16 protein-coding genes are annotated in these 15,759 nt (G+C 71.2%); 13 read left to right on the forward strand and 3 right to left on the reverse strand.

Features of this window, described 5'->3' with window-relative positions; translation table 11 throughout:
* Window positions 1–36 precede the first annotated feature (36 nt).
* The 4 genes from OG309_RS28325 (at window position 37) to OG309_RS28340 (ending at window position 3,633) form a co-directional block, all read left to right on the forward strand.
* Window positions 37–690: a response regulator transcription factor gene (locus tag OG309_RS28325; RefSeq protein WP_046911485.1), complete on the forward strand. Its 654-nt coding sequence runs from the start codon at window positions 37–39 to the stop codon at window positions 688–690.
* A 3-nt stretch (window positions 691–693) separates the two neighbouring features.
* The gene (locus OG309_RS28330) at window positions 694–1,929 is read left to right on the forward strand and encodes a sensor histidine kinase (RefSeq protein ID WP_329424982.1); all 1,236 of its coding nucleotides are present in this window, start codon (window positions 694–696) and stop codon (window positions 1,927–1,929) included.
* Between the two features lie 396 nt (window positions 1,930–2,325).
* The gene (locus OG309_RS28335; RefSeq protein ID WP_003955561.1) at window positions 2,326–2,622 is read left to right on the forward strand and encodes a DUF4193 domain-containing protein; all 297 of its coding nucleotides are present in this window, start codon (window positions 2,326–2,328) and stop codon (window positions 2,620–2,622) included.
* Between the two features lie 12 nt (window positions 2,623–2,634).
* A complete protein-coding gene (locus OG309_RS28340; protein ID WP_329424983.1) occupies window positions 2,635–3,633 on the forward strand; it encodes a hypothetical protein in 999 nt (332 codons plus the stop codon).
* Here the strand turns inward: OG309_RS28340 and OG309_RS28345 are convergent.
* Window positions 3,630–4,139 carry a DUF3093 domain-containing protein gene (locus OG309_RS28345; protein ID WP_329424984.1) on the reverse strand — a complete coding sequence of 170 codons (510 nt, stop codon included), beginning with the start codon at window positions 4,137–4,139 and terminating at the stop codon, window positions 3,630–3,632. The two genes, OG309_RS28340 and OG309_RS28345, sit on opposite strands and share 4 nt — an antisense overlap.
* Window positions 4,140–4,197: 58 nt before the next feature.
* Between OG309_RS28345 and OG309_RS28350 the strand changes: the two genes are divergently transcribed.
* From OG309_RS28350 to OG309_RS28385, 8 genes are all read left to right on the forward strand, one after another.
* Window positions 4,198–4,782 carry a PaaI family thioesterase gene (locus tag OG309_RS28350; RefSeq protein WP_329424985.1) on the forward strand — a complete coding sequence of 195 codons (585 nt, stop codon included), beginning with the start codon at window positions 4,198–4,200 and terminating at the stop codon, window positions 4,780–4,782.
* Window positions 4,782–5,294 (forward strand): dUTP diphosphatase, encoded by a 513-nt coding sequence (gene dut / locus OG309_RS28355; RefSeq protein WP_017237679.1) that lies wholly within the window; start codon window positions 4,782–4,784, stop codon window positions 5,292–5,294. Before OG309_RS28350 ends, dut begins: the two co-directional genes overlap by 1 nt.
* Window position 5,295: 1 nt before the next feature.
* A complete protein-coding gene (locus OG309_RS28360) occupies window positions 5,296–6,054 on the forward strand; it encodes a DUF3710 domain-containing protein (RefSeq protein ID WP_329424988.1) in 759 nt (252 codons plus the stop codon).
* A 319-nt stretch (window positions 6,055–6,373) separates the two neighbouring features.
* Window positions 6,374–7,042 carry an ABC transporter ATP-binding protein gene (locus OG309_RS28365; protein ID WP_329428586.1) on the forward strand — a complete coding sequence of 223 codons (669 nt, stop codon included), beginning with the start codon at window positions 6,374–6,376 and terminating at the stop codon, window positions 7,040–7,042.
* An 82-nt stretch (window positions 7,043–7,124) separates the two neighbouring features.
* The gene (locus OG309_RS28370; protein WP_329424990.1) at window positions 7,125–9,674 is read left to right on the forward strand and encodes a sensor histidine kinase KdpD; all 2,550 of its coding nucleotides are present in this window, start codon (window positions 7,125–7,127) and stop codon (window positions 9,672–9,674) included.
* A 275-nt stretch (window positions 9,675–9,949) separates the two neighbouring features.
* Window positions 9,950–10,639 (forward strand): response regulator, encoded by a 690-nt coding sequence (locus OG309_RS28375; RefSeq protein ID WP_329424991.1) that lies wholly within the window; start codon window positions 9,950–9,952, stop codon window positions 10,637–10,639.
* A 34-nt stretch (window positions 10,640–10,673) separates the two neighbouring features.
* Window positions 10,674–11,072 (forward strand): OB-fold nucleic acid binding domain-containing protein, encoded by a 399-nt coding sequence (locus tag OG309_RS28380; RefSeq protein ID WP_329424993.1) that lies wholly within the window; start codon window positions 10,674–10,676, stop codon window positions 11,070–11,072.
* 3 nt (window positions 11,073–11,075) lie between these two features.
* On the forward strand, window positions 11,076–11,819 hold the full coding sequence (locus OG309_RS28385) for a DUF3159 domain-containing protein (protein WP_329424995.1): 744 nt from the start codon (window positions 11,076–11,078) through the stop codon (window positions 11,817–11,819).
* Window positions 11,820–11,920: 101 nt separating this feature from the next.
* Here the strand turns inward: OG309_RS28385 and OG309_RS28390 are convergent, their stop codons facing one another.
* Together OG309_RS28390 and OG309_RS28395 are read right to left on the reverse strand one after the other, a co-directional pair.
* On the reverse strand, window positions 11,921–12,598 hold the full coding sequence (locus OG309_RS28390; RefSeq protein ID WP_329424997.1) for a potassium channel family protein: 678 nt from the start codon (window positions 12,596–12,598) through the stop codon (window positions 11,921–11,923).
* Window positions 12,598–13,266: a potassium channel family protein gene (locus OG309_RS28395; protein ID WP_329424999.1), complete on the reverse strand. Its 669-nt coding sequence runs from the start codon at window positions 13,264–13,266 to the stop codon at window positions 12,598–12,600. Before OG309_RS28395 ends, OG309_RS28390 begins: the two co-directional genes overlap by 1 nt.
* A 387-nt stretch (window positions 13,267–13,653) precedes the next feature.
* On the opposite strand from OG309_RS28395, the gene OG309_RS28400 reads away from it, so the two are divergent.
* Window positions 13,654–15,708, forward strand: coding sequence for an APC family permease (locus OG309_RS28400; RefSeq protein WP_329425002.1), 2,055 nt, complete (start codon window positions 13,654–13,656; stop codon window positions 15,706–15,708).
* The last annotated feature ends 51 nt before the right edge of the window (window positions 15,709–15,759 follow it).

The raw sequence follows: 15,759 nt of genomic DNA on the forward strand, positions 1-15,759 counted from the left end.
GGTCCGGACCAGGGCGCCAGGAAAGGACTTACAGACGTGCGTGTACTCGTCGTCGAGGACGAGCAGCTGCTCGCCGATGCGGTGGCCACCGGACTGCGCCGGGAGGCCATGGCCGTCGACGTCGTGTACGACGGCGCCGCGGCCCTGGAGCGGGTCGGCGTCAACGACTACGACGTCGTCGTGCTCGACCGGGACCTCCCGCTCGTCCACGGTGACGACGTCTGCCGGAAGATCGTCGAGCTCGGCATGCCCACCCGCGTCCTGATGCTCACCGCCGCCGGCGACGTCAGCGACCGCGTGGAGGGCCTGGAGCTGGGCGCCGACGACTACCTCCCGAAGCCCTTCGCCTTCACCGAGCTCACCGCTCGCGTGCGGGCCCTGGGCCGCCGCACCACCGTGCCGCTGCCGCCCGTCCTGGAGCGGGCCGGCATCAAGCTGGACCCCAACCGCCGCGAGGTCTTCCGTGACGGCAAGGAGGTCCAGCTGGCGCCCAAGGAGTTCGCCGTCCTGGAGGTCCTGATGCGGAGCGAGGGAGCCGTCGTCTCGGCCGAGCAGCTCCTGGAGAAGGCCTGGGACGAGAACACCGACCCGTTCACCAACGTGGTCCGGGTCACCGTCATGACCCTGCGCCGGAAGCTGGGCGAGCCGCCCGTCATCGTCACGGTCCCCGGCTCCGGCTACCGGATCTGAGCGATGACCCAGACCCCGGCGCCCCTGAACGCGCCCCCGAAGCCGACCTGGGACCCCCGTGACCCGGTCCGCCCGCTGCTGCGTCCGACCATCCGGATAAGACTCACGCTGCTGTACGGCGGGATGTTCCTGATCGCGGGCATCCTGCTCCTGGCGATCATCTACCTCTTCACCGCGCAGGCCCTGCGGGACAGCACCTCCCAGCTGCCCTTCAAGGTCGTCAGCGGCACCGTCCAGCCGACCACCGACTGGTGCGAGCTCCCCGAGAAGTCCACCGGCGAGCAGCTCAACAACGCCGTCACGATGTGTCTGCGCCACCAGAGCGACCTCGCCCTGGACGACCTGCTGCGCCGCTCCCTCTTCGCGCTGCTGGGGCTGAGCATCATCGCCTTCGCGTTCGGTTTCGCGATGGCGGGCCGGGTGCTCTCCCCGCTGGGCCGGATCACCCGGACCGCCCGCCAGGTGGCCGGATCCGATCTCTCCCGCCGGATCGAGCTGGACGGCCCGGACGACGAGCTGAAGGAGCTCGCGGACACCTTCGACGAGATGCTGGAGCGCCTGGAGCGGGCGTTCAGCGCCCAGCAGCGCTTCGTCGCGAACGCCTCGCACGAGCTGCGCACGCCGCTCGCGATCAACCGCACCCTGCTGGAGGTCCAGCTCTCCGATCCGGAGGCGCCCGTGGAGCTCCAGCAGCTGGGCAAGACGCTGCTGGCGACCAACGAGCGCAGCGAGCAGCTGGTCGAGGGCCTGCTGCTGCTGGCCCGCAGCGACAACCAGATGATCGAGCGCAAGCCCGTGGACCTCGCGGAGGTGGCCTCGCGGGCCGTCGACCAGGTGCACGCGGAGGCCGTGGCCAAGGGCGTGGAGATCCGGGGCGAGCGCGCCCTGGCGGTCGTCCAGGGCAATGGCGTCCTGCTGGAGCGCATCTGCCTGAACCTGGTGCAGAACGGCGTCCGGTACAACCTCCCGGAGGACGGCTGGGTCGACGTCACCACCGAGACCCAGAACGGCCAGGCGGTCCTGGTGGTCACGAACACGGGTCCGGTGGTCCCCGGGTACGAGATCGACAACATTTTCGAGCCATTCCGGCGCCTCCGGCAGGAGCGCACCGGCAGCGACAAGGGCGTCGGCCTCGGCCTGTCGATCGCGCGCTCCGTCGCCCGCGCCCATGGCGGCCGTATCATCGCGGAGCCCCGCGAGGGCGGTGGCCTCGTGATGCGTGTCACTCTGCCGATCTGACACACTGCACGAGCCGACCGGATCTGTTCGCTTTGCGCGGAATTTCCGGTCCTCACTCCTGAGACGGTCCTGTGTGATCGATCACAGGGGTGGGTGTCCGAACCTCCACTCTCCGTGATCGCGAATTCCCTCAAAAAACCCGGAAAAGTCCGGGTTTCCAGGGGGTTGATTGACGGGAAGTACACGGGGTGGCACCCGAGAGGGAAGGCCGACGGACCGTGTACGGTCCGGTTCGCCACCCAAAGCCGCTCACTCCTGAGAGGGCGGATTGGGTGTCGATTGAGTAACAGACCTTGATGTGAGGCAAAATCTCCGCCTCGGGTCGGGCACAAGTCCGGCCTCTCACGCGTTACGTGCGCTGGAGACACCGCAAACCACCCAGAGGGGGAGAGCGACATGGCAACGGATTACGACACCCCACGCAAGACCGACGACGACGTCGACTCGGACAGCCTTGAAGAACTGAAGGCCCGCCGGAACGACAAGTCGACCTCGACCGTCGACGTCGACGAGTTCGAGGCCGCCGAAGGCCTGGAGCTTCCCGGCGCGGACCTCTCGAACGAAGAGCTGGCCGTCCGGGTCCTGCCCAAGCAGGCCGACGAGTTCACCTGCATGAGCTGCTTCCTCGTGCACCACCGCAGCCAGCTGGCTCGGGAGAAGAACGGTCAGCCGATCTGCCGCGACTGCGACTGAGATCGGTCGACCGTGGCAGGCGACACACCGTCTTGGAAACGGCGGCTCCGGCTTCCTGGCAAGCCGGGGGCGTACCGGGGCGGCTCAGGCCCGGTGGAGGACGTCCAGCAGGGCTCCTCGGCCGAGCACTCCGCCCCCCTGCCCACTTCTGGCGCACGTGACGACGGGCGAGGCCCCACGGCCTCGCTCGAAGCCGCGGAGGCGCCGCACCAGAGCGACCGGCCCCCCGTGCCGCCCGGACAGGACGACGGGGTCAAGCGGGGCGCTCTGCGGCGCGTCACCGACCCCGCACGTCTGGGGCTGGCCCACGTCAAGCTGGACCGTGCCCGCATCGAAGCCGTTCGGCGCGGTGTGAAGCGCGGCGGCCAGGGCGCCAAGGCCGGCGTCGGCTACCTCGCCGACCGGGTCATCGAACTCGCGCCCCGGGTTCCCGTCCGGGACCTGGCGACGCTGCGCCGGCACTTCCCCGGGCTCGGACCCGAGGAGATCGCCGACAAGCTGGTCGCCGGCGCGTCCAGCGCCAGCGCCACCCTCGGCGCCGGCATCGGCGCCGCGGCCATGCTGCCGGTGCCGCCCGCGATGCCCGCCGAGCTCGCCACCGAGATCACCGGCGTGGCCGCCATCGAGCTGAAGCTCATCGCCGAGCTGCACGAGGTCTACGGCCTGCGCCCGCCCGGCACGCTCACCCAGCGCTCGACCGCCTACCTGACCTCCTGGGCCGAGGAACGCGGCATCGACCCCACCAAGCCCACCACCGTGAACGCGGCCCTCGGCGGGCAGCTCAAGCGCGAACTGCGCCAGCAGATCACCAAGCGCCTGGTGCGCAACCTGCCGAACCTCACCCCGTTCATGGTCGGCGCGGCCGTCGGCGCGGTCATGAACCGGCGCGACACCAGAAAGCTCGCCGCGCACATCCGCAAGGACCTGCGCGGCCGCCAGGTCCCCTGGGACGCCCTCCCGGCCCTGCCCCCGCTGGAGCAGCCGGAGAACCCCAAGGAGATCGACTTCTAGGCCTCCTGCGCCTCCGGGGCCCCCGCGGCCTCCCGGGCCTCGCCCCGGGCGGCCTCCAGGGCCGCCACGAGCCCCTCGGGGTCACGGGTGGACAGGTAGACGTACGGCGTCGGGTCCGCCGGGTCCGTGACCTCGATCCGCAGCGCCGTCCCGACGTAGCTGCGCATCAGCATGAACGCGCGCGGATCCGCCTTGTACGTGCGCCAGGCGCGTGCCTCCTCGGCGTCCAGGACCTCGGACGTTCCCAGCGCCGACACCGGGATGCGCGCGTCCCCGGCGACCAGCGAGCCGGCCACCACCCGGATCCGGGCCGACCCGTACGAGGACACCGCCACCGCGGCCAGCGCCCCCGCCGCGATCAGACCGCCCAGCGTCGGGACCGTACCCATGGGGAACGCGATCAGACCGCCGGAGATCCCGAGCAGGGCGACGATGACCCACCAGGAACGGGGCGCGGTGAGGCGCTCGTCGAAGCTGGGTGCGGGGGAGTGTGCGGAAGGCTGCATGCCTCCCAGCTTGGCACGGCGCGACCGGCGCCCGGCCGCGCGGGTAAGGTCTGCGCCTGTGACTGGAACATCTGCCGCTCTCACCCCGCCGGCCGACGCCATACCGCCGGTACGCCACCCGGACGCGCCCGCCCCCGGCGAGCTGCTCGGCGCGCACTACGCGCAGTGCTTCGGCTGCGGCGGCGGACAGCCCCACGGCCTGCACCTGGAGGCGCGCGCGGGCGAGGGCGTGACCGTCACGGCCGAGTTCACGGTGACCCCCGACCACCAGGGCGCCCCCGGTCTCGCGCACGGCGGCGTGCTCGCCACCGCGCTCGACGAGACCCTCGGCTCCCTGAACTGGCTGCTGCGGGTCATCGCGGTCACCGGCCGCCTGGAGACCGACTTCGCCCGGCCCGTTCCGGTCGGCACCGTGCTCCACCTGGCGGCCGAGGTCACCGCGGTGCGCGGCCGCAAGATCTACTCGACCGCCGTCGGCCGGATCGGCGGGCCCGAGGGGCCCGTCGCCGTCCGCGCCGACGCCCTCTTCATTGAGGTGAAGGTCGACCACTTCATCGACAACGGCCGCCCGGAGGAGATCCAGGCAGCCATGTCCGACCCCGACCAGGTCCGGCGCGCCCGCGCCTTCGAGGTGAACCCCTGATGCGCAATCCCGTCGACGTACTCATCCGCCGCGTGGACCCCGAGGTGCCGATCCCGGCCTACGGGCACCCCGGCGACGCCGGAGCCGATCTGGTGACCACCGAGGCCGCCGTGCTGGCCCCGGGCGAGCGGGCCGTGCTGCCCACCGGAGTCTCCATCGCGCTGCCCGACGGCTACGCCGCCTTCGTCCACCCCCGCTCCGGCCTCGCCGCACGCTGCGGCGTCGCGCTCGTGAATGCCCCGGGGACGGTCGATGCCGGGTACCGTGGAGAGATCAAAGTGATCGTGGTCAATCTGGACCCGCGCGAGAGCGTGCGGTTCGAGCGATTCGACCGGATTGCCCAACTGGTCGTCCAGCAGGTCGAGAAGGTGCGCTTCCACGAGGTGGCGGAGCTTCCCGGCTCGGCGCGGGCCGAGGGGGGCTTCGGGTCCACCGGCGGTCATGCCGCCGTGGACGGCACTACGGGTGGGAATCGATACGCTTCGGTCGTATCCGACCGGGAAGGACAGTGACGTGTTCGGACGTCGCAAGAAGAGCGGTGCCGCTGAGGACGCAGCGGGCGAGGCCGAGCAGGTCGTCGACGCGGTGGACGGCGAGGACGCGGCCGCGCCGCGCCGGGTGAACCTTCCGCCGGCGCCCCGGCCCGACGGTCCCTGGGACATCTCCGAGGTCACCACGCCCGAAGAGGGCCGGGTCGACCTGGGCGGCATCTTCGTGCCCGGAGTCGAGGGTATGGAGCTGCGCGTGGAGGTGGCCGGCGACGCGATCGTCGCGGCCACCGTGGTCCTGCGCGACAGCGCCGTGCAGCTCCAGGCGTTCGCCGCTCCGAAGAAGGAAGGCATCTGGGGCGAGGTCCGCGACGAGATCGCCGGCGGCATCACCCAGCAGGGCGGTGTCATCGACGAGGTCGAGGGCCCGCTGGGCTGGGAGCTGCGCGCCCAGGTCCCCGTACAGCTTCCGGACGGCAACCGCGGCGTGCAGCTCGTGCGCTTCGTGGGCGTCGACGGACCGCGCTGGTTCCTGCGCGGCGTGATCTCCGGCCAGGGCGCGGTGCAGCCCGAGGCCGCCGGTCTGCTGGAGCAGATCGTCCGGGACACCGTGGTCGTCCGCGGCGAGGGCCCGATGGCCCCGCGCGACCCGATCGTCCTCAAGCTGCCGAACGACGCGCAGATGGTGCCGGACGGCGTGCAGCAGGACGACCAGGCCGGCTCCCGGTTCTCCGGCGGCATGGGCCAGCTGCAGCGCGGCCCGGAGATCTCCGAGATCCGCTGACCTGCCGTACCTGCCGTACCTGCCAGGACGGCCATGGGTGGGCCGTGCCCTCCCCTCCCCCGCTCGCGCCGGGGCAGGGAAGGGCACGGCCCACTCGTCTTGATCCACCGGCCCCCGGGCGGCCTGCCCGGCCGGTCTGCGAACGGCCTGCCAGGCGCCGCGGTCGGCGTCCACAGGCCGGTTGTCCACAGGCCTGGCCCCCGCCCCCGTGCTCGGACCATACTGACGGCGCACACGTTCGATCGAGGGGGGCACCACGGTGAGTGAGAGCAACGCGCGGACCGGCACGGCCGTGATCGAGGACCCGGCCGGCACGCCGATGGTCCGGATCGAGAACCTGAAGCGGTCGTACGGCACGGGCGCCGCGGCCGTGCACGCCCTGCGCGGGGTCTCCTTCGACATCCCGCGCGGCGAGCTGGTCGCCCTCAAGGGCCGCTCCGGATCCGGCAAGACCACCCTGCTCAACCTCGTCGGCGGCCTCGACAGCGCGGACGAGGGACGCATCGTCATCGACGGCACCGATCTCGCCGGGCTCGGCGAGGAAGGCCTCCTGGAGCTGCGCCGCGACCGGATCGGATTCATCTTCCAGTCCTTCGGACTCATACCGATCCTGACCGCCGCCGAGAACGTCGGCGTGCCGATGCGGCTGCGCAAGGCCGACCCGAAGGAGCGCGAGGAGCGGGTCGCCCTGCTGCTCGCCCTGGTGGGGCTCGGCGACCACGCCGCCCAGCGCCCGGGAGAGCTCTCCGGCGGTCAGCAGCAGCGCGTCGCCATCGCCCGCGCCCTGGCCAACCGGCCGGCCCTGCTGATCGCCGACGAGCCGACCGGACAGCTCGACGCCGAGACGGGCCTCGCGGTCATGGAGCTGCTGCGGGCCGTCGTGCGCAGCGAGGGCTGCACGGCCCTCGTCGCCACCCACGACTCCCAGCTGCTCGGCCTGGCCGACCGGGTGCTGGAGCTCCGCGACGGCGAGATCATCGAGCACTGAGGGGCGTCAGGATCACGTCAATACGGCGCTGACCTCCCACAGCCGTGCGGAATGTCCGTTTGGCTGGACGTAAGGTCGAGCCATGGGACGCGGCAAGCTACGGATCTACCTGGGGGCGGCGCCGGGCGTCGGGAAGACGTACGCGATGCTCTCCGAGGGGCATCGGCGCGTGGAGCGCGGCACGGACTGCGTCGTCGCGTTCGTGGAGCACCACGACCGGCCGCGCACCGAGGTGATGCTCCACGGGCTGGAGCAGGTGCCGCGCCAGGAGATCGAGTACCGGGGCGCCACGTTCCCGGAGATGGACATAGACGCCGTCCTCACCCGCGGGCCCGCCGTCGCCCTGGTGGACGAGCTCGCCCACACCAACGTGCCCGGCTCCCGCAATCCCAAGCGGTGGCAGGACGTGGAGGAGCTGCTGGCGGCGGGCATCGACGTCGTGTCCACCGTCAACATCCAGCACCTGGAGTCGCTCGGCGACGTGGTCGAGTCGATCACGGGGGTGCGGCAGCGGGAGACGGTGCCGGACGAGGTGGTGCGGCGCGCCGACCAGATAGAGCTGGTGGACATGTCGCCGCAGGCCCTGCGGCGACGCATGGCGCACGGCAACGTCTACAAGCCCGACAAGGTCGACGCGGCCCTGTCGAACTACTTCCGGCCGGGCAACCTCACCGCGCTGCGCGAGCTGGCGCTGCTGTGGACCGCCGACCGCGTCGACGAGTACCTGCGCCAGTACCGCGGCGAGCACGACATCCAGTCCACCTGGCAGGCCCGCGAACGGATCGTCGTCGGCCTCACCGGCGGGCCCGAGGGGCGCACCCTCATCCGGCGGGCCACACGGCTCGCGGAGAAGGGCGCCGGCGGCGAGGTCCTCGCCGTGTACATCTCGCGCAGCGACGGCCTGACCTCCGCCTCACCGAAGGAGCTCGCGGTCCAGCGCACCCTCGTCGAGGACCTGGGCGGCACGTTCCACCACGTCATAGGCGACGACATCCCCTCGGCGCTGCTGTCGTTCGCGCGGGGTGTCAACGCCACCCAGATCGTGCTCGGCTCCAGCCGCCGCCGCTCCTGGCAGTACGTCCTGGGCCCCGGCGTCGGCCAGACCGTCGCCCGGGACTCCGGCCCCGACCTCGACGTCCACATCGTCACCCACGAGAGCGCTGCCCAGGGCCGCGGCCTGCCCGTCGCCCGCGGTGCCCGGCTCGGCCGTGCCCGGATCGTCTGGGGCTGGATCGTCGGGGTCGGCGGCCCCCTGCTCCTCGCCCTCCTGCTCACCCATGTCGACGCGGACCTCGGCCTCGCCAACGACATGCTGCTCTTCCTGGCCCTGACCGTCGCCGCCGCCCTGCTCGGCGGCCTCTTTCCCGCCCTCGCCTCCGCGGCCCTGGGGTCCCTGCTCCTCAACTGGTTCTTCACCCCGCCGCTGCACCGGCTGACCATCGCCGACCCGAAGAACATCGTGGCCATCGCCGTCTTCTTCGGCGTCGGCGTGTCCGTCGCCTCCGTGGTCGACCTGGCAGCCCGCCGCACCCATCAGGCGGCCCGGCTGCGCGCCGAGTCCGAGGTCCTCTCGTACCTGGCCGGCAGCGTCCTGCGCGGCGAGACCAGCCTGGAGGCGCTGCTCGAACGGGTCCGCGAGACCTTCTCCATGGAGTCCGTCGCCCTCCTGGAGCGCACCGGCGACCTCGAACCGTGGACCTGCGCGGCCACGGTCGGCGCGCGACCGGTGGCCCGGCCCGAGGACGCGGACGTCGACATGCCGGTCGGCGACCACCTGGCGCTCGCCCTGACCGGACGGGTGCTGCCCGCCGAGGACCGACGGGTGCTCGGCGCCTTCGCCGCCCAGGCCGCCGTCGTCCTCGACCGCCAGCGCCTCGTCGACCAGGCGGAGGAGGCCCGCAAGCTGGCCGAGGGCAACAAGATCCGCACCTCGCTGCTCGCCGCCGTCAGCCACGACCTGCGCACCCCGCTCGCGGGCATCAAGGCCTCGGTGTCCTCGCTGCGCTCCGACGACGTCGAGTGGTCCGAGGAGGACCAGGCCCTGCTCCTGGAGGGCATCGAGGAAGGCGCCGACCGCCTCGACCACCTGGTCGGCAACCTCCTGGACATGTCCCGGCTCCAGACCGGCACGGTCACCCCGCTCATCCGCTCCACCGACCTCGACGAGGTCGTGCCGATGGCCCTCGGCGGCGTCCCCGACGGCAGCGTCGAGCTCGACATCCCCGAGACCCTCCCGATGGTCGCCGTCGACCGGGGCCTCCTGGAGCGGGCCGTGGCCAACATCGTCGAGAACGCGGTCAAGTACAGCCCCGACGGCGTCCCGGTCGCCGTCGGAGCCAGCGTCCTCGGCCAGCGCCTCGAACTGCGCGTGACGGACCGGGGCCCCGGCGTCCCGGAGGAGGCCAAGGACGGCATATTCGAGCCCTTCCAGCGCTTCGGCGACGCCCCGCGCGGCGCCGGCGTGGGCCTCGGCCTCGCGGTCGCCCGCGGCTTCGTCGAGGCCATGGGCGGCACCCTCACCGCCGAGGACACCCCGGGCGGCGGGCTGACGATGGTCCTCACCCTGAGGACCGCGGGGCCCCCGCCCCCGGACACCACCGCCCCCGCGATGACGGCGCACATCATGACCTGACCAGGGGCCAGGGGCCAGGGGCCAGGGGCCAGGGACCAGGGACCAGGGACCAGGGGCCTGGGGCCTGGGGCCAGGAACGAGCCCCACCTCGCGCCCCGTACGCCCTCCGCAGCCCCGTGTGACGACGCCGAACCCTCCCCGCGGTCCTACCGCCCCACCCGTACCTGCCCGTAGTACCTGCCCGTAGTACCTGCCCGTAGTACCTGCCCGTACCTGCCCGTATCTCTCCGCACTCCGTCCGCACTCCGTACCAACGACAAGGAAGGCCCCTCTTCATGACCCGGGTCCTGGTGGTCGACGACGAGCCTCAGATCGTCCGCGCCCTGGTGATCAACCTCAAGGCGCGCAAGTACGAGGTCGACGCGGCCCCCGACGGCGCCACCGCCCTCCGGCTCGCCGCCGAGCGCCATCCCGACGTCGTCGTCCTCGACCTCGGGCTGCCCGACATGGACGGCGTCGAGGTCATCAAGGGCCTGCGCGGCTGGACCCGGGTGCCGATTCTGGTGCTCTCCGCTCGCCAGACCTCCGACGAGAAGGTCGAGGCGCTCGACGCGGGCGCCGACGACTACGTCACCAAGCCCTTCGGCATGGACGAGCTGCTCGCCCGGCTGCGCGCGGCGGTCCGCAGGGCCGAGCCGGTCGGCGGCGGTGGCGAGGACGGCGTCGTGGTCGTCGAGACCCAGGGCTTCACGGTCGACCTCGCCGCCAAGAAGGTCCACCGCGACGGCAAGGACGTCCGGCTCACCCCGACCGAGTGGCACCTCCTGGAGGTCCTGGTCCGCAACAGCGGCCGCCTGGTCAGCCAGAAGCAGCTGCTCCAGGAGGTCTGGGGACCCTCGTACGGCACCGAGACGAACTATCTGCGGGTCTACATGGCGCAGCTGCGCCGCAAGCTGGAGCAGGACCCTTCGCACCCGAGGCACTTCGTCACCGAACCGGGCATGGGTTACCGCTTCGAACACTGAGTTCGGTCTCGGCAGGGGCCGGTACGCTTTCTGTATGAGTGCTGCACCGCGTACAGAGAAGCCGGCCGGACGGTTCCGCCGGATGCTCGACCGCCTGTCCACCTCGCAGGAGGAACTGGAGTCGGTGGAGCTCCAGGAGGACTCCGCCGCCTCGGGGTGCACGCGCATCTGCGACTGCTCCGACCGCCAGATAGTCAAGGTGACTGGTACGTTGCGGACGGTCACTCTGCGCCCCAGGGCCGGTGTGCCCGCGCTCGAAGCCGAGCTGTTCGACGGCACGGCGCCACTGGACGTGGTGTGGCTGGGCCGCCGTTCCATCGTCGGCATCGAGCCGGGCCGTAAGTTGATCGCCTCCGGCCGGATCTCCATGAGCCACGGCCGGCGGGTCCTCTTCAACCCCAAATACGAGCTCCGACCGCTCGGACAGGAGTAGCCGGTGACGTCAGTCGACAAGCCGACCACCGAGAAGCCCACGCCCGACCAGGACGCCCGGACCGACAAGGCGGTGACCGAGGCCGCCCTCTTCGAGGCCTTCGGTGGCGTGCGTGGCATGGTGGAGACGGTCCTGCCGGGCCTGCTCTTCGTCACGATCTACACGATCAACAAGGACCTGCGCTCCTCGGCGATCGCCGCGGTCGCGGTCTCGCTGGTCCTCGTCGCCGTCCGGCTGATCCGCCGCGACACCGTCAAGCACGCCTTCAGCGGCGTCTTCGGCGTCGCCTTCGGCGTGGTCTTCGCGATGATGACGGGCAACGCCAAGGACTTCTACCTGCCGGGCATGCTCTACACGCTGGGCCTCGCCCTCGCGTACATCGTCACGGCCCTCGCCGGCGTGCCGCTGATCGGCCTGATCCTCGGCCCGGTCTTCAAGGAGAACCTCTCCTGGCGCACCCGCAACCCGGGCCGCAAGAAGGCGTACACCAAGGCCAGCTGGGCCTGGGGACTGATCCTGCTCGCCAAGTGCGCGATCCTCTTCCCGCTGTACTGGTGGGCCGACACCACGCAGCTCGGCTGGATCCTGGTCGCCCTGAAGATCCCGCCGTTCCTGCTCGCGGTCTACCTGACCTGGGTGTTCCTCGCGAAGGCGCCGCCGCCGATCGACGTGTTCGCCGAGATGGAGGCCGAGGAGAAGGCGGAGAAGGCCCGCAAGGCCGCCGCCCAGGGGCACCCCGAGGCGTGACGCGGCAGCCGCGGCAGCCGCGGTAGACGCGGGAGACGCAAGGGAAGGGGCCCGGGACCTGTGACAGGTCCCGGGCCCCTTCCTCGTACCTCTGCGTCCCGTCAGGACTCCGACGGATCCCGCCGCACCGACAGCAGGTCCTCCAGCTGCTCCTCGCGCGCCTGGGTGGCCACGAACAGCAGCTCGTCGCCCGCCTCCAGGGTCTCCTCCGCGCTCGGCGTGAGGACCCGCGAGCCGCGGATGATGGTGACCAGCGAGGTGTCCGGCGGCCAGGCGACATCGCCCACCGCGGTGCCCGCGATGGCCGACTCCGGCGGCAGCGTCAGCTCGACCAGGTTGGCGTCGCCGTGGCTGAAGCGCAGCAGCCGGACCAGGTCGCCGACGCTCACCGCCTCCTCGACCAGGGCCGACATCAGGCGCGGCGTCGAGACGGCGACGTCCACGCCCCACGCCTCGTTGAAGAGCCACTCGTTCTTCGGGTTGTTGACCCGGGCGACCACGCGCGGCACGCCGTACTCGGTCTTGGCGAGCAGCGAGACGACCAGGTTCACCTTGTCGTCGCCGGTCGCCGCGATGACGACGTTGCAGCGCTGCAGGGCCGCCTCGTCGAGCGAGGTGATCTCACAGGCGTCGGCCAGCAGCCACTCGGCCTGCGGCACCCGCTCCACCGAGATGGCGGTCGGGGCCTTGTCGATGAGAAGGACCTCGTGCCCGTTCTCCAGGAGCTCGCCCGCGATGGAACGGCCCACGGCGCCGGCGCCGGCAATAGCGACACGCATCAGTGACCGCCCTCCTCGGGACCCTCGGCGAAGGCCGCCTCGACCTTGTCGATCTCGTCCGTCCGCATCATCACGTGCACGAGGTCGCCCTCCTGTAGCACCGTCTGCGAGGTCGGAAGGATCGCTTCGCCCAGCCGGGTGAGAAAGGCCACGCGCACGCCGGTCTCCTCCTGGAGGAGGCTGACCTTGTGCCCGATCCACGCGGGGGAGGTGTGCACCTCCGCGAGCTGCACTCCGCCGCTCGGGTCACGCCACAGCGGCTCGGCGCCGGACGGCAGCAGCCGCCGCAGCATCTGGTCGGCGGTCCAGCGGACCGTGGCGACGGTCGGGATGCCCAGGCGCTGGTAGACCTCGGCGCGCCGCGGGTCGTAGATCCGGGCGGCGACGTTCTCGATGCCGAACATCTCGCGCGCGACCCGCGCCGCGATGATGTTCGAGTTGTCGCCGCTGCTCACCGCGGCGAAGGCGCCGGCCTCCTCGATCCCCGCCTCGCGGAGCGTGTCCTGGTCGAAGCCCACGCCCGTGACGCGGCGGCCGCCGAAGCCCGAGCCCAGACGGCGGAAAGCCGTCGGGTCCTGGTCCACGACCGCGACGGTGTGGCCCTGCTGCTCCAGGGTCTGCGCGAGAGCGGCTCCGACGCGCCCGCAGCCCATGATGACGATGTGCACGTCCCCTTACCCCGCACTCCTGATCGCCTTGCTGACCTGCGAAAACACGCTTCTCACAACTTTCCTGGCCCCATCGGCCACGTATGTCGACCACAGCGGGCGCCCCGTCGGACGGCCCGTACCCGGCCCGGTCGACCCGGGCCACGGCGGACACGCACACGCGCTTGTCCGGTCCGAGCTTATGCGGCAACGATGGCCGGGACCTCACGCAGCCCTCGTTAGGAACGCGTCAAGACGCCAGGAACGCGTCAAGACGCCGTCAGAGCCGCGTCAGCGCGGAGAGTCGGGGCTCGCCCCCGTCTCCGCGGAGGTGGTATCCAGGGAGATTCCGTGCCGATCGGGGGTGCTGGTCGGCGGGGCTCATTTCGAACGCTTACGATCCTCTGCGTGTCCAAACTGACCGACGTGCCCAAACGGATCCTGATCGGGCGGGCCCTGCGCAGCGACAAGCTGGGCGAGACCCTGCTCCCGAAGCGCATCGCCCTCCCCGTCTTCGCCTCCGACCCGCTGTCCTCGGTGGCGTACGCCCCGGGCGAGGTCCTCCTGGTCCTCTCCGTCGCGGGCCTGTCGGCCTACCACTTCAGCCCGTGGATCGCGCTGGCCGTCGTGGTCCTGATGTTCACGGTCGTCGCCTCGTACCGGCAGAACGTGCACGCGTACCCGAGCGGCGGTGGCGACTACGAGGTCGCGACCACCAACCTCGGGCCGAAGGCCGGACTCACCGTCGCGAGCGCGCTGCTCGTCGACTACGTCCTCACCGTCGCCGTCTCCATCTCCTCCGGCATCGAGAACCTCGGCTCCGCGGTTCCGTTCGTCGTCGAGCACAAGGTCCTCTCCGCCGTCGCGGTGATCGTGCTGCTCACCCTGATGAACCTGCGCGGCGTGAAGGAGTCCGGCGGACTCTTCGCCATCCCGACGTACGTCTTCGTCTTCGGCGTCTTCGCCATGATCATCTGGGGTGCCTGGCGCGGCCTCGTCCTCGACGAGACCATGACCGCCCCCACCGCCGACTTCGAGATCAAGGCCGAGCACCAGGGTCTGGCCGGATTCGCCCTGGTCTTCCTGCTGCTGCGGGCCTTCTCCTCCGGCTGTGCGGCGCTCACCGGCGTCGAGGCCATCTCCAACGGCGTGCCCGCCTTCCGCAAGCCCAAGTCGAAGAACGCGGCCTCCACCCTCGCGCTCATGGGCGGCCTGGCCGTCACCATGTTCTGCGGCATCATCTTCCTGGCCATGGCCACCGACGTCCGGATGGCCGAGAACCCCGCCCACGACCTGCTCAAGAACGGGCAGCCGGTCGGCGAGGGCTACGTCCAGGACCCGGTCATCTCGCAGGTCGCCGCCGCCGTCTTCGGCGACGGAACGTTCTTCTTCATCCTGCTCGCCGCCGCGACCGCGCTCGTCCTCTTCCTGGCCGCCAACACGGCGTACAACGGCTTCCCGCTCCTCGGCTCGATCCTCGCCCAGGACCGCTACCTGCCCCGCCAGCTGCACACCCGCGGCGACCGCCTCGCCTTCTCCAACGGCATCGTGCTGCTGGCCGGCGCGGCCGCCCTGCTCGTGGTCATCTACGGGGCCGACTCGACCCGGCTGATCCAGCTCTACATCGTCGGCGTCTTCGTCTCCTTCACCCTCAGCCAGATCGGCATGGTCCGGCACTGGAACCGGCACCTGAGGAGCGAGCGGGACCCCGCCAAGCGCCGCCACATGATCCGCTCCCGCGCGATCAACGCCTTCGGCGCCTTCTTCACCGGCCTCGTCCTGGTCGTCGTCCTCGCCACCAAGTTCACCCACGGCGCCTGGGTCGCGCTGCTCGGCATGGTGATCTTCTACGTGACGATGACCGCGATCCGCAGGCACTACGACTCCGTGGCCGCCGAGATCGCCGCCGCAGAGGAGCGCCCCGACGAGTACGTCCGCCCCTCCCGGGTCCGCTCCGTCGTCCTCGTCTCCAAGCTGCACAAGCCCACGCTGCGCGCCCTCGCCTACGCCAAGCTGCTGCACGCCAACGAGCTGGAGGCGCTCACCGTCAGCGTCGACCCGGCCGAGACGAAGGCGCTCAAGGAGGAGTGGGAGCGGCGCGGCATCAACGTGCCGCTGAAGATCCTCGACTCGCCCTACCGCGAGATCACCCGGCCGGTCATCGAGTACGTGAAGAACCTCCGCAAGGAGAGCCCGCGCGACGCCGTCTCGGTCTACATCCCCGAGTACGTGGTCGGCCACTGGTACGAGCACCTGCTGCACAACCAGAGCGCCCTGCGTCTCAAGGGCCGGCTCCTCTTCACGCCCGGCGTGATGGTGACCTCGGTCCCGTACCAGCTGCAGTCCTCCGAGGCCGCCAAGAAGCGGGCGAGGAAGCGCCAGGACTGGAACGCCCCCGGATCGGTCCGACGAGGACCGGTCGAGAAGGGCGGCGCGAAGGTTCCGGCCGAAAAGAGCAACTAGACTGGTGGGCTGCCGTCCCGAACGGCAGCCCACCACTCTCTTCCTCTTGGA

Source organism: Streptomyces sp. NBC_01268, assembly GCF_036240795.1.
Classification (GTDB): Bacteria; Actinomycetota; Actinomycetes; order Streptomycetales; family Streptomycetaceae; genus Streptomyces.